Origin of the sequence: Streptomyces sp. NPDC048521, assembly GCF_043199855.1 — a bacterium.
GTDB lineage: Bacteria > Actinomycetota > Actinomycetes > Streptomycetales > Streptomycetaceae > Streptomyces.
The window spans coordinates 130,156-143,330 of sequence record NZ_JBICWR010000006.1 but is presented as its reverse complement, the minus strand read 5'-3'; the positions used below and the strand labels follow the sequence as shown (position 1 = coordinate 143,330).

Sequence of the window (13,175 nt, the reverse complement as noted above, 5' to 3'; positions counted from 1 at the left end):
GGTCACGGCGTAAGTCCTCAGCCCGCCGTCTCCCCGCCCTTCCGGGTGGGCGAGGCGGCGGGTTCGCGTTTCCCGGCCGCCCCAGGGCTCCGCGGCACCCGCCCGCGCGGAGCCGGCAGGGCATCCAGCGACCCCACGCCGTCCCGGCCCAGCGCGCGGGCCACGGCCGACTCGCGGTCCAGCCGCGCCCCCCGGCGCACGCACTCCTCGTACCGCGTGTCACCGAGGGCCTGCCGCGCGGCCGCCTCGCACTGCTCGTGCGGGGCGTTGTAGTACGCCGAGCCGAACAGCGGCAGCCCCACCGACGGCCACATCCGGCCCGCCGCGCCCTGCAGCACCGCGGCCTCGGCCGGATCGCCCTGGGTCACCGTCACCAGCGCCAGCAGCTCGATGGAGAGCACCGAGCCCAGCAGGTCGTGGAAGGTGTGCGCGTTGCCCAGGCAGTCCGCGAGCAGCTCCCGCGCCCGCTCCGGGGCGCCGTCCAGCCAGGCCGCGTACGCCAGCACATAGAGCGCGTACGACCGCGCCCAGCGCTCCCCGTGGTCCTCGCAGACCCGGCGCACGTCCTCGCACAACCGCACCGCGTCCGGCAGGTCGCCCTGGAAGGCCCGGGTCATCGCCAGCTCGACCTGGCTCATCAGGACGTTGCTGTTGAGTTCGCCGATCTCCTGATAGCGGTCCAGTGCCGACCGCAGCAGCGTTTCTGCGCGAGCCATGTCATCCGTGACCAGGGCCAGACAGCCGGTGCGGTGCTCCGCGTACGCCACCGCCGTCGCATCGGCCGACCGCTCCGCCTGCTCACGGCACTCGCGCAGCGCCTGCAGCGCGGGCACGGTGTCGCCCTGCAGGATCGCCACATAGCCGAGCACCCACAGCGCCTTCAGCCGGGACCGCTCGTACTCCGACTCCAGCTGCACGCTGCGCTCCAGCCAGCGCCGCCCTTCCGCCAGCCGCCCGCAGCCCACCCAGCAGAACCACAGCGAACCCGCCAGATACTGGCCGAGGTGCGCCTCCTCCGGCTCGGTCAGGCAGAACTCGAGCGCGGCCCGCAGATTCGGCAGCTCCGCCTCGATGCGGGCGGTCACCTCCCGCTGCCGGGGCGAGAACCAGTCCAGCTCGCACGAGGTCGCGAGCCCCAGGTACCAGTCGCGGTGCCGTCTGCGCAGCCGGCCCGCGTCCCCGGTCGCCTCCAGCCAGTCGGCGCCGTAGGCGCGCACGGTGTCCAGCATCCGGTAGCGGGGACCGGTCGGGCTCTCCTCACGGGAGACGACCGACTGGGCGAGCAGCTCCGACAGCACGTCCAGGACGTCCTCGGCGGGCAGCCCGTCCCCGCTGCACACGTACTCGGCCGCCTCCAGGTCGAAGGTCTGCGCGAACACCGACAGCCGCGCCCACAGCAGCCGTTCGGACGGCGTGCACAGCTCGTGGCTCCAGCCGATCGCCGTGCGCAGCGTCTGGTGCCGGGGCAGGGCGTCCCGCCCACCGCCGGTCAGCAGCCGGAACCGGTCGTCGAGCCGCTGCAGCAACTGCGCCAAGGACAGGGCTCGCAGCCGCCCCGCCGCCAGCTCCAGCGCCAGCGGAATGCCCTCCAGGCGGCGGCACAGCTCCCGCACCTCGGGGCCGTCGGCCACCTGGAGCCCCTGCCCCCGGGCCCGGTCCGTGAACAGCTCCACCGCCTCGTCCTCGGCCAGCGGCGCCAGCGGGAACAGCCGCTCGCCGGCCAGCCCCAGCGGGCGCCGTCCCACGGCCAGCACGCGCAGCTCCGGCAGCTTCCGCAGCAGCTCCGCCGTCAGCTCGGCACAGGCCTCCACCAGATGCTCGAACTCGTCCAGCACCAGCAGGGCCCGGCGGCCGGCCAGCTGCTCCAGCAGCATCTCCCTGGGCATGCGGGCGGTGTGGTCGGCCGGCCCCAGCGCCTCCACGACCGCGTACTCCACGAACTGCGGATCGCGCACCGGCGCCAGGTCCACCCGGCCCCAGCTCAGCCTGCTCCCGGCGGCACCGGACGCCCGGAGTGCCGCCGCGCGGGCGGCGAGCCGGGACTTGCCGACGCCACCGACCCCGGTCACGGTCACCAGCCGGGACCGGTCGAGCGCCGTCGCCAGCTCGGCCAGTTCGGCCGAGCGACCGACGAACGCGGTGAGTTCGAGGGGCGGATCGCCGTCCGCCCAGGGGCCGGGGCTGTGATGACCTCGCATGGGACACGGAGCGTACTGAAGTGTGTTCATTCCGTACAATCGCTTCCCGCAACTCGGTTCTCGGCGACCGCTAATCCGGTACGGAGCCGCGGCCCCGGCGCGATAGGCTCGGGACACGACTTTTTCGATGCTCAGGCACGTTTCAGGGAGCGGGTGCGCACAGTGTCCGGTGGAGAGGTGGCCGGAATCCTGGTGGCCGTCTTCTGGGCGATCCTGGTCTCCTTCCTCGCCGTCGCACTGGCGAGGCTGGCCCAGACGCTCAAGGCGACCACCAAGCTCGTGGCGGACGTGACCGATCAGGCGGTCCCGCTGCTCGCCGACGCCTCGACGGCCGTGCGGTCCGCGCAGACCCAGATCGACCGGGTCGACGCGATCGCCACCGACGTCCAGGAGGTCACGTCGAACGCCTCCGCGCTGTCGTCCACCGTCGCCTCCACCTTCGGCGGCCCGCTGGTCAAGGTCGCGGCCTTCGGCTACGGCGTGCGCCGGGCGCTGGGCGGCCGCAAGGAGGACGTGCCCGTCAAGTCGCCCCGGCGTACGGTGATCGTGGGCCGGACGGTACCGGCCGCACGGCGGAGCAAGCGGAACCGCGGAAACACCGGACAGTAGGAGAGCCAGCTCAGATGTTCCGCCGTACGTTCTGGTTCACCACAGGTGTCGCCGCCGGTGTGTGGGCCACCACCAAGGTCAATCGCAAGCTGAAGCAGCTGACCCCGGAGAGCCTGGCCGCCACCGCGGCGAACAAGGCCCTGGAGACCGGTCAGCGGCTGAAGGACCGCGCGGTCGGCTTCGCGCTCGACGTCCGCGACAACATGGCCCAGCGGGAGGCCGAGCTGGAGGAGGCCCTGGGCATCCACGACAGCCCCGGACTCCCCGAGCCCCGGCGGCTCGCCGCCATCGAGAACAACCGCAGCAACCCGAAGTACATCGAGAACACGACGTACTCGTACAACCGGAATGAGGACCACTGATGGAGTCGGCCGAGATTCGCCGCCGCTGGCTGAGCTTCTTCGAGGAGCGCGGGCACACCGTCGTCCCTTCGGCGTCGCTCATCGCGGACGACCCGACTCTGCTCCTCGTCCCCGCCGGCATGGTGCCCTTCAAGCCCTACTTCCTGGGTGAGGTCAAGCCGCCCTTCCCGCGCGCCACCAGCGTGCAGAAGTGCGTGCGCACGCCCGACATCGAAGAGGTCGGCAAGACCACGCGCCACGGCACGTTCTTCCAGATGTGCGGCAACTTCTCCTTCGGCGACTACTTCAAGGAAGGCGCCATCAAGCTCGCCTGGGAGCTGCTCACCAGCCCCCAGGACAAGGGCGGTTACGGGCTCGACCCCGAGCGCCTGTGGATCACGGTCTACCAGGACGACGACGAGGCCGAGCGGATCTGGCACGAGGTCGTCGGCGTGCCCAAGGAGCGCATCCAGCGCCTGGGCATGAAGGACAACTTCTGGTCCATGGGCGTCCCCGGCCCCTGCGGCCCCTGCTCCGAGATCAACTACGACCGCGGCCCCGAGTTCGGCGTCGAGGGCGGCCCCGCCGTCAACGACGAGCGGTACGTGGAGATCTGGAACCTCGTCTTCATGCAGTACGAGCGGGGCGAGGGCATCGGCAAGGACAACTTCGAGATCCTCGGGGATCTGCCGAGCAAGAACATCGACACGGGCCTCGGCCTGGAGCGGCTCGCCATGATTCTGCAGGGCGTGCAGAACATGTACGAGATCGACACCTCGATGGCCGTCATCAAGAAGGCCACCGAGCTGACCGGTGTCGCCTACGGCGACGCCCACGACTCGGACGTCTCCCTGCGCGTGGTCACCGACCACATGCGCACCGCCACGATGCTCATCGGTGACGGCGTCACCCCGGGCAACGAGGGCCGCGGCTACGTGCTGCGCCGCATCATGCGCCGTGCCATCCGCAACATGCGTCTGCTCGGCGCCACCGGTCCGGTCGTCGAGGACCTGATCGACGTCGTGATCCGCATGATGGGCCAGCAGTACCCGGAACTGGTCACCGACCGCGAGCGCATCGAGAAGGTCGCCCTCGCCGAGGAGAACGCCTTCCTCAAGACGCTGAAGGCCGGCACCAACATCCTCGACACCGCCGTGACCGAGACCAAGGCCTCCGGCGGCACGGTCCTCTCCGGCGACAAGGCCTTCCTGCTCCACGACACCTGGGGCTTCCCGATCGACCTCACCCTCGAGATGGCCGCCGAGCAGGGGCTGTCCGTGGACGAGGAGGGCTTCCGCCGCCTGATGAAGGAGCAGCGGGAGCGCGCCAAGGCCGACGCCCAGGCCAAGAAGACCGGCCACGCCGACCTCGGTGCCTACCGCGAGATCGCCGACGCCGCCGGTGAGACCGACTTCATCGGCTACACCGACACCGAGGGCGAGTCGACGATCGTCGGCATCCTGGTCGACGGCGTCTCCTCCCCGGCCGCCACCGAGGGCGACGAGGTCGAGGTCGTCCTCGACCGCACCCCCTTCTACGCCGAGGGCGGCGGCCAGATCGGTGACACCGGTCGGATCAAGGTCGACTCCGGTGCCGTCATCGAGGTCCGCGACTGCCAGAAGCCCGTCCCGGGTGTGTACGTCCACAAGGGCGTCGTGCAGGTCGGCGAGGTGACCGTCGGCGCCAAGGCCCACGCCTCGATCGACGCCCGCCGCCGCACGGCCATCGCCCGCGCCCACTCGGCCACCCACCTCACCCACCAGGCCCTGCGCGACGCCCTCGGCCCGACGGCCGCCCAGGCCGGTTCGGAGAACCAGCCCGGCCGCTTCCGCTTCGACTTCGGCTCCCCGTCCGCCGTCCCGACGGCCGTGATGACCGACGTCGAGCAGAAGATCAACGAGGTGCTCGCCCGCGACCTGGACGTCCGCGCCGATGTCATGGGCATCGACGAGGCCAGGAAGCAGGGCGCCATCGCCGAGTTCGGCGAGAAGTACGGCGAGCGGGTCCGCGTCGTCACCATCGGCGACTTCTCCAAGGAGCTGTGCGGCGGCACGCACGTGCACAACACCGCCCAGCTGGGTCTGGTGAAGCTGCTCGGCGAGTCCTCCATCGGCTCGGGTGTCCGCCGTATCGAGGCCCTCGTCGGCGTCGACGCCTACAACTTCCTCGCCCGTGAGCACACGGTCGTGGCCCAGCTCCAGGAGCTGATCAAGGGCCGCCCGGAGGAGCTGCCGGAGAAGGTCTCCGCCATGCTCGGCAAGCTGAAGGACGCCGAGAAGGAGATCGAGAAGTTCCGCGCCGAGAAGGTGCTGCAGGCCGCCGCCGGTCTCGCCGAGTCCGCCAAGGACGTGCATGGCGTGGCCGTCGTCACCGGCCAGGTCCCGGACGGCACCACGCCGGACGACCTGCGCAGGCTGGTCCTCGACGTGCGCGGCCGCATCCGCGGCGGCCGGGCCGCCGTGGTGGCCCTGTTCACGGTCAACAACGGCAAGCCGCTGACGGTCATCGCCACCAACGACGCCGCCCGCGAGCGTGGCCTCAAGGCCGGTGACCTGGTCCGTACCGCCGCCAAGACCCTCGGCGGCGGCGGTGGCGGCAAGCCGGACGTCGCCCAGGGCGGCGGTCAGAACCCGGCCGCCGTCGGCGAGGCCGTCGAGGCCGTCGAGCGTCTCGTCGCCGAGACCGCCAAGTAGGACGGCCAGACCATGCGCAGAGGACGTCGACTCGCGATCGACGTCGGGGACGCCCGCATCGGGGTCGCCTCGTGCGATCCCGACGGGATCCTCGCCACCCCGGTGGAGACCGTCCCCGGCCGGGACGTCCCCGCCGCCCACCGCCGGCTCGGGCAGCTGGTGGAGGAGTACGAACCGATCGAGGTCGTCGTCGGTCTCCCTCGCTCCCTCAAGGGGGGCGAGGGCCCGGCCGCGGTCAAGGTCCGCGCCTTCGCCCAGGAGCTGGCCAAGGGCATCGCGCCGGTGCCGGTCCGGCTGGTCGACGAGCGGATGACGACCGTGACGGCGAGTCAGGGGCTGCGCGCCTCGGGGGTGAAGTCCAAGAAGGGCCGCTCGGTCATCGACCAGGCGGCGGCCGTCATCATCCTGCAGCAGGCCCTGGAATCCGAACGGGTGTCAGGCAAAGCACCCGGCGAGGGCGTCGAAGTGGTCATCTGATCGCGATACGGTAACGTTCCGCGCGATGCGGCGGTGTTCGAACAGCCGCCGCACAGCAAGAGGCGGAACGGAAACCGGCCCCCCAGCCGCGTGACCGTCGGCCTCGCGGCTCTAGGGGATCGATGACTGAGTATGGCCGGGGCCCAGGCTCCGAACCGTGGCATCCGGAGGACCCGTTGTACGGGGACGGCGGATGGGAAGGGCAGCAGGCGCAGGTCGGCCCGCAGTCTGCCTACGGCGGCCAGCCGCAGCAGCACTACCCGCAGCAGCCGCAGTACGGGGACTGGAGCCAGGAGCAGCAGTCCGGGTACGACGGACAGCAGTATCCCTACTACGAGGGGCAGCCCCAGTCCGCGTACGACCAGCAGTTCGTCGGCCATGGTCAGCAGCAGTTCCACCAGGGCACGTGGGAGGCGACCGGCACTCACGACCCGGTGCCCTACGCCGCCGACCCCAATGATCCGCACAACCAGCACCCCGTGGCGTACGGCGGGGAGCAGCCGGACTTCTACGGCACCGAGGACGCCTATCCGCCGCCGGTGCCGCCCGGCCGCAGGCGCCCCGAGCCGGAACCGCAGCCGGAGCCCGCGGCCGAGGAGGAACACGCCTTCTTCGCGGGAGGCGGCGACGGTGACGACGACGAGGAGCACGAGCTCCAGAGCCGGCGCGACCGGCGCGGCAAGGGCCGCAAACCCGTCAAGAGCAAGAAAGGGCGCACCGGCTGCGCCTGCATGGTGGTCGTCCTGGTGTTCGGCGGCGGCCTCGGCGGAGTGGGTTACTTCGGCTACAAGTTCTACCAAAATCGTTTCGGCGCGGCCCCGGACTACGCGGGCAGCGGAAACGGCCAGCATGTCACGGTCACCATCAACAAGGGCGACGGCGGCTGGGCCATCGGTGCGAAGCTGAAGGACGCCGGCGTCGTCGAGAGCGCGGCCGCGTTCGTCTCCGCGCTGCAGGCGAACCCCAACGGCAAGTCGCTCCAGGACGGCGTCTACACGCTGGAGAAGGAGATGTCCGCCGCGAGCGCGGTGGAACTGATGCTCAGCCCGAAGAGCCGCAGCAACCTGATCATCGCCGAAGGCCGGCGCAACACGGAGATCTACAGCCTGATCGACAAACGCCTCGACGTGCCGGCGGGCACCACGGCGCGTGTCGCGAAGAAGGAGTACAAGCACCTCGGCCTGCCCGCCTGGGCGCTGAACCACCCCAACCTCAAGGACCCGCTGGAAGGCTTCCTCTACCCCTCCAGCTACGGGGTCACCAAGGGCCAGAAGCCTGAGGCCGTCCTGAAGAACATGGTGTCCCAGGCCACCGCCAAGTTCCGGGAGCTCGGCCTGGAGAAGAAGGCCGAGGTCCTCGGCCTCGACGGCCCGTGGCAGCTGCTCACCGTGGCGAGCCTGGTGCAGGCCGAGGGCACCAGCCACGACGACTTCCGCAAGATGGCCGAGGTCGTCTACAACCGCCTGGAGCCCGGCAACCCGCAGACCGCCGGCCGGCTGGAGTTCGACTCCACGTACAACTACGTGAAGAACCAGAGCAAACTCGATCTGAGCATCGCCGAGCTGCGCAGGTACGACAACCCGTACAACACGTACTTCTCCAGGGGGCTGCCGCCGGGTCCCATCGACAACCCCGGCGAGGAAGCGCTCAGGGGCGCGCTCGCCCCGACGCACGACGGCTGGTACTACTTCATCTCGATGGACGGCAAGACCAGCAAGTTCACCAAGACGCTCGATGAGCACAACAAGCTGGTCGAGGAGTGGAACGCGTCGAGGAACAAGAACTGATGACAGTGACCCGCCGGGCCGCCGTGCTCGGTAAGCCCATCGCCCACTCCCTCTCCCCGGTGCTGCACCGGGCCGCGTACGACGAACTGGGGCTCACCGACTGGTCGTACGACCGCTTCGAGGTCGACGAGGCCGGACTGCCCGCTTTCCTCGACGAGCTGGGGCCGGAGTGGGCGGGGCTGTCGCTGACCATGCCGCTCAAGCGGGCGGTCATCCCGCTGCTGGACGAGATCAGCGACACGGCCGCCTCCGTCGACGCGGTCAACACGGTCGTCCTCGCCGAGGACGGCCGCCGCCTCGGCGACAACACCGACATCCCGGGCATGATCGCCGCCCTGCGCGAGCACGGCATCGAGGAGGTCGGCTCCGCCGCGATCCTCGGCGCCGGCGCCACCGCCTCCTCCGCGCTCGCCGCGCTGTCCCGGGTCTGCACCGGGGAGGTCGTCGCCTACGTCCGCGGCGAGGCCCGCGCCGCCGAGATGCGCCGGTGGGGCGAGCGGCTGGAGGTGGACGTGCGCACGGCGGACTGGGCGGACGCGGCCGAGGCCCTGCGCGCCCCGCTGGTCGTCGCCACCACACCGGCCGGTACGACCGACGCCCTCGCCGCCGCCGTGCCCGAACGCCCCACGACCCTCTTCGACGTGCTCTACGATCCCTGGCCCACCGAGCTGGCGGCCCGCTGGTCCATGTTCGGCGGCGCCGTGGTCAGCGGCCTCGACCTGCTGGTCCACCAGGCCGTCCTCCAGGTCGAGCAGATCACCGGCCGCTCCCCGGCCCCGCTGGAGGCCATGCGCCACGCCGGCGAGAAGGCGCTCGCCGCCCGCTGAGTCGCCACCGTCGCGTCCGCCTGCTGGACCGCCGGCCGGACACCGGGCCCGGACGTGGGAGGATCGGAGGTGGCGTACCGGGGTCGCGCACCCGGTGGCGCCGTCGCCGTACGCGAGGACGTGCGTACGCAGGGCAGTACCGGGCGCGAACACTGAGGAGCACCGTTGAGCAGGCTGCGTTGGCTGACCGCGGGGGAGTCCCACGGTCCGGCACTGGTCGCAACGCTGGAGGGCCTTCCCGCCGGCGTGCCGATCACCACGGAGATGGTGGCGGACCACCTGGCACGGCGGCGGCTCGGTTATGGCCGCGGTGCGCGCATGAAGTTCGAGCGCGACGAGGTCACCTTCCTGGGTGGCGTCCGGCACGGACTCACGCTCGGCTCCCCGGTCGCGATCATGGTGGGCAACACCGAGTGGCCCAAGTGGGAACAGGTCATGGCGGCCGACCCGGTCGACCCCGAGATCCTCGCCGGGCTCGCCCGCAACGCGCCGCTGACCCGGCCCCGGCCCGGCCACGCCGACCTGGCCGGCATGCAGAAGTACGGCTTCGACGAGGCCCGCCCGATCCTGGAGCGTGCCTCCGCCCGCGAGACCGCGGCCCGCGTGGCCCTCGGCGCCGTCGCCCGTTCCTACCTCAAGGAGACGGCCGGCATCGAGATCCTCTCCCACGTCGTGGAGCTGGCCTCCGCCAAGGCCCCCTACGGCGTCTACCCGACCCCGGCCGATGTGGAGAAGCTGGACGCGGACCCGGTGCGCTGCCTGGACGCGGACGCCTCGAAGGCGATGGTCGCGGAGATCGACCAGGCCCACAAGGACGGCGACACGCTCGGCGGTGTGGTGGAGGTGCTGGCCTACGGCGTTCCGGTCGGCCTCGGCTCGCACGTGCACTGGGACCGCCGCCTGGACGCCCGCCTGGCCGCCGCCCTGATGGGCATCCAGGCCATCAAGGGTGTGGAGGTCGGCGACGGCTTCGAGCTGGCCCGGGTGCCGGGCTCGAAGGCGCACGACGAGATCGTGACCACCCCCGAGGGCATCAAGCGGGCCTCCGGCCGCTCCGGCGGCACCGAGGGCGGCCTGACCACCGGTGAGCTGCTGCGCGTCCGCGCGGCGATGAAGCCGATCGCGACCGTCCCGCGGGCCCTGAAGACCGTGGACGTCTCCACCGGCGAGGAGGCCCAGGCCCACCACCAGCGCTCGGACGTCTGCGCGGTGCCGGCCGCCGGGATCGTCGCCGAGGCCATGGTCGCGCTCGTGCTGGCGGACGCGGTCGCCGAGAAGTTCGGCGGCGACTCCGTCCCCGAGACCCGGCGCAACGTCCGGTCCTACCTCGACAACCTGCGGATCCGGTGAGCGCCGTGCCCGCTGTCGTACTCGTCGGCCCGATGGGCGTCGGCAAGACCACCGTCGGCCGGCTGCTGGCCGAGCGGCTCGGGACCGGTTACCGGGACACCGACGAGGACATCGTCGCCGCCGAGGGCCGCACCATCGCCGACATCTTCGTGGACGAGGGCGAGCCCGCCTTCCGCGCGATGGAGAAGCGCGCGGTGCGTACCGCGCTCGCCGAGCACGAGGGCGTCCTCGCGCTCGGCGGCGGCGCCATCCTCGACGCCGACACGCGCGCGTTGCTCGCCGGGCACCAGGTGATCTACCTCTCCATGGACGTCGAGGAGGCCGTCAGGCGCACCGGCCTCAACGTGGCCCGCCCGCTGCTCGCGGTCAATCCGCGCAAGCAGTGGCGCGAGCTGATGGAAGCCCGGCGGCACCTGTACGAGGAAGTCGCCGGCGCCGTCGTACCGACCGACGGCCGCACCCCCGAAGAGGTCACGCAAGCAGCGCTGGACGCACTGGAGTTGAACGAAGCATGAGCGAGGCAGTCACCCGGATCCAGATCGCCGGCACCGCGGGCACCGATCCGTACGAGGTGCTGGTCGGCCGGCAGCTCCTGGGCGAACTGGGCGGGCTGATCGGGCCGAAGGCCAAGCGTGTCGCGGTGATCCACCCGGAGGCCCTGGCGGAGACCGGGGACGCGCTGCGCGCCGATCTGGCCGAGCAGGGCTACGAGGCCGTCGCGATCCAGGTGCCGAACGCGGAGGAGGCCAAGACCGCCGAGGTCGCCGCCTACTGCTGGAAGGCGCTCGGGCAGTCCGGCTTCACCCGCACCGACGTCATCGTCGGTGTAGGCGGCGGCGCGTCCACGGACCTGGCCGGCTTCGTGGCCGCGACCTGGCTGCGCGGGGTGCGCTGGATCGCCGTCCCGACCACGGTGCTCGCCATGGTGGACGCGGCGGTCGGCGGCAAGACCGGCATCAACACCGCCGAGGGCAAGAACCTGGTGGGTGCCTTCCACCCGCCGGCCGGTGTCCTGTGCGACTTGGCCGCGCTGGACTCCCTCCCGGTCAACGACTACGTCTCCGGGCTCGCCGAGGTCATCAAGGCCGGTTTCATCGCCGACCCGGTGATCCTGGACCTCATCGAGTCCGACCCCGAGGCGGCCCGGACCCCGGCGGGTCCGCACACGGCCGAGCTGATCGAGCGGTCGATCCGGGTGAAGGCCGAGGTCGTCTCCTCGGACCTGAAGGAGTCCGGCCTGCGGGAGATCCTCAACTACGGCCACACGCTGGGCCACGCCATCGAGAAGAACGAGCGCTACAAGTGGCGGCACGGCGCCGCCGTCGCCGTCGGCATGCACTTCGCCGCCGAACTGGGCCGCCTGGCGGGCCGGTTGGACGACGCGACGGCGGACCGGCACCGCACGGTCCTGGAATCCGTCGGCCTGCCCCTGCACTACCGCTACGACCAGTGGCCCAAGCTGCTGGAGACGATGAAGGTCGACAAGAAGTCCCGCGGCGACCTGCTGCGTTTCATCGTCCTCGACGGCCTGGCCAAGCCGACCGTCCTGGAGGGCCCCGACCCGGCCGTCCTGCTCGCCGCCTACGGAGAAGTGGGCCAGTAGGTCCCGCACCGCTCCGCACGTCCCCCTGCCCACCGTCCGATGCGCCGGGCGTACCGGGCACTTCGGGTCGCCCCCGGCCGTTTCACCGAACGACGGCCGGGGACGGTACCGTTCGGTAGGGAGCGCGCAGGTCCGAGGGGCCGAGCAGGATCGGGCTGTCGACACCGACTCGGGCGCCCCGGAGGCGAACGAGCCGAAGACGACGAGATGGAGTGGCAACGGATGCAGCACGCAGTGGGGTCGCCGCTGCCGCCGCCCCACCAGCCGGGGCAGGGACCGCACGTCGGCTGGGCGCCGGCCGGACACCACCCGGGAGCCGCCCCGGGCCCGGCCCCCGTCCCGCCGCCGCACTCGGGCGCTTCCCAGGGCCCCGGCCCCGTCCCGCCGCCGCACCCGGGAGTCTCGCAGGGTCCCGCCCCCGTCCCCCCGCCGCACCCGGCGCCGGGCTTCCCGGCCCCGTCCGTCCCCGTGCCGCCGGCACCTCCGCAGCCCCCGGCCGCGCAGCACGCCGCTGCCCAGCCGGCCCCGGATACCACCGGCCATGTGGCGCTGCCACCCGGTGGTCCCGTGGCAGTCCCCGCGGCGCCACCCGCCGCGGCCGCGGTCCCCGACGCGACGGCCACCACCCTGGCGGTCCTGCTGATCGGCCCGGCGGGCGCGGGCAAGACGAGCGTCGCCAAGTACTGGGCGGATCACCGGCGCGTGCCCACGGCCCACATCAGCCTGGACGACGTCCGCGAGTGGGTCCGCTCGGGCTTCGCCGACCCCCAGTCCGGCTGGAACGACCACTCCGAGGCCCAGTACCGCCTCGCCCGCCGCACCTGCGGCTTCGCCGCCCGGAACTTCCTGGCCAACGGCATCTCCTGCATCCTGGACGACGCCGTCTTCCCGGACCGCCCGGTCGTGGGCCTCGGCGGCTGGAAGCGGCACGTGGGCCCCGGCCTGCTCCCGGTCGTCCTGCTCCCTGGCCTGGACATCGTCCTGGAGCGCAACGCCGAACGCACCGGAAACCGCCGCCTCACCGACGAGGAGGTGGCCCGCATCCACGGCCGCATGGCCGGCTGGTACGGCTCGGGCCTGCCGATCATCGACAACTCCCAGCTGGACGTCCCCGGTACGGCGCGGATCCTGGACGAGGTCCTGGCGAGGGCGATCGCGAGCCCACCGAGCTGGTGAGCGGGGGCCGCCGCTCCCGCCCGAGGGGCCGTCGCGACCAGCTCTCGCCCGTACGTCCGCCGGTATACGGCGGCCCCAGCCCTCACCGACCCCACTCGGCCCCCCTCAATCGGC

11 protein-coding genes are annotated in these 13,175 nt (G+C 71.9%); 10 read left to right on the top strand and 1 reads right to left on the bottom strand.

The window, feature by feature from the left end; translation table 11 throughout:
• Nucleotides 1–17: 17 nt before the first annotated feature.
• Nucleotides 18–2,198, bottom strand: a complete 2,181-nt coding sequence (locus ACGFRF_RS16480; RefSeq protein WP_393740361.1) for an ATP-binding protein — start codon at nucleotides 2,196–2,198, stop codon at nucleotides 18–20.
• Between the two features lie 162 nt (nucleotides 2,199–2,360).
• Between ACGFRF_RS16480 and ACGFRF_RS16475 the strand changes: the two genes are divergently transcribed.
• The 10 genes from ACGFRF_RS16475 to ACGFRF_RS16430 all read left to right on the top strand — a co-directional run bounded on the left by ACGFRF_RS16475 (nucleotide 2,361) and on the right by ACGFRF_RS16430 (nucleotide 13,061).
• Nucleotides 2,361–2,807, top strand: a complete 447-nt coding sequence (locus ACGFRF_RS16475; RefSeq protein ID WP_393740867.1) for a DUF948 domain-containing protein — start codon at nucleotides 2,361–2,363, stop codon at nucleotides 2,805–2,807.
• 14 nt (nucleotides 2,808–2,821) lie between these two features.
• Nucleotides 2,822–3,169 carry a hypothetical protein gene (locus tag ACGFRF_RS16470; protein WP_393740359.1) on the top strand — a complete coding sequence of 116 codons (348 nt, stop codon included), beginning with the start codon at nucleotides 2,822–2,824 and terminating at the stop codon, nucleotides 3,167–3,169.
• Nucleotides 3,169–5,841: an alanine--tRNA ligase gene (gene alaS / locus ACGFRF_RS16465; protein WP_393740357.1), complete on the top strand. Its 2,673-nt coding sequence runs from the start codon at nucleotides 3,169–3,171 to the stop codon at nucleotides 5,839–5,841. Before ACGFRF_RS16470 ends, alaS begins: the two co-directional genes overlap by 1 nt.
• Nucleotides 5,842–5,853: 12 nt before the next feature.
• On the top strand, nucleotides 5,854–6,318 hold the full coding sequence (gene ruvX / locus ACGFRF_RS16460; protein ID WP_393740355.1) for a Holliday junction resolvase RuvX: 465 nt from the start codon (nucleotides 5,854–5,856) through the stop codon (nucleotides 6,316–6,318).
• Nucleotides 6,319–6,440: 122 nt separating this feature from the next.
• Entirely contained in the window at nucleotides 6,441–8,105 is a 1,665-nt protein-coding gene (gene mltG / locus ACGFRF_RS16455; protein ID WP_393740353.1) for an endolytic transglycosylase MltG, read from the top strand.
• A complete protein-coding gene (locus ACGFRF_RS16450; protein WP_393740352.1) occupies nucleotides 8,105–8,932 on the top strand; it encodes a shikimate dehydrogenase in 828 nt (275 codons plus the stop codon). The genes mltG and ACGFRF_RS16450 overlap by 1 nt, the downstream gene beginning before the upstream one ends.
• 165 nt (nucleotides 8,933–9,097) lie before the next feature.
• The gene (gene aroC, locus ACGFRF_RS16445) at nucleotides 9,098–10,282 is read left to right on the top strand and encodes a chorismate synthase (protein WP_393740350.1); all 1,185 of its coding nucleotides are present in this window, start codon (nucleotides 9,098–9,100) and stop codon (nucleotides 10,280–10,282) included.
• Between the two features lie 32 nt (nucleotides 10,283–10,314).
• The gene (locus tag ACGFRF_RS16440) at nucleotides 10,315–10,797 is read left to right on the top strand and encodes a shikimate kinase (protein WP_393740865.1); all 483 of its coding nucleotides are present in this window, start codon (nucleotides 10,315–10,317) and stop codon (nucleotides 10,795–10,797) included.
• Nucleotides 10,794–11,885 carry a 3-dehydroquinate synthase gene (gene aroB / locus ACGFRF_RS16435; protein ID WP_393740348.1) on the top strand — a complete coding sequence of 364 codons (1,092 nt, stop codon included), beginning with the start codon at nucleotides 10,794–10,796 and terminating at the stop codon, nucleotides 11,883–11,885. Before ACGFRF_RS16440 ends, aroB begins: the two co-directional genes overlap by 4 nt.
• A 222-nt stretch (nucleotides 11,886–12,107) precedes the next feature.
• The gene (locus ACGFRF_RS16430; RefSeq protein ID WP_393740346.1) at nucleotides 12,108–13,061 is read left to right on the top strand and encodes a Pro-rich N-terminal domain-containing protein; all 954 of its coding nucleotides are present in this window, start codon (nucleotides 12,108–12,110) and stop codon (nucleotides 13,059–13,061) included.
• The last annotated feature ends 114 nt before the right edge of the window (nucleotides 13,062–13,175 follow it).

What these genes read in the sequence shown, in the direction of transcription:
- ACGFRF_RS16440 (WP_393740865.1), top strand. Translation starts at nt 10,315, where the DNA reads ATGGGCGTCGGCAAGACCACCGTCGGCCGGCTGCTGGCCGAGCGGCTC.
- aroB (WP_393740348.1), top strand. Translation starts at nt 10,794, where the DNA reads ATGAGCGAGGCAGTCACCCGGATCCAGATCGCCGGCACCGCGGGCACC.
- mltG (WP_393740353.1), top strand. Translation starts at nt 6,441, where the DNA reads ATGACTGAGTATGGCCGGGGCCCAGGCTCCGAACCGTGGCATCCGGAG.
- ACGFRF_RS16450 (WP_393740352.1), top strand. Translation starts at nt 8,105, where the DNA reads ATGACAGTGACCCGCCGGGCCGCCGTGCTCGGTAAGCCCATCGCCCAC.
- alaS (WP_393740357.1), top strand. Translation starts at nt 3,169, where the DNA reads ATGGAGTCGGCCGAGATTCGCCGCCGCTGGCTGAGCTTCTTCGAGGAG.
- ACGFRF_RS16430 (WP_393740346.1), top strand. Translation starts at nt 12,108, where the DNA reads ATGCAGCACGCAGTGGGGTCGCCGCTGCCGCCGCCCCACCAGCCGGGG.
- ruvX (WP_393740355.1), top strand. Translation starts at nt 5,854, where the DNA reads ATGCGCAGAGGACGTCGACTCGCGATCGACGTCGGGGACGCCCGCATC.
- ACGFRF_RS16480 (WP_393740361.1), bottom strand. Translation starts at nt 2,198, where the DNA reads ATGCGAGGTCATCACAGCCCCGGCCCCTGGGCGGACGGCGATCCGCCC.
- ACGFRF_RS16470 (WP_393740359.1), top strand. Translation starts at nt 2,822, where the DNA reads ATGTTCCGCCGTACGTTCTGGTTCACCACAGGTGTCGCCGCCGGTGTG.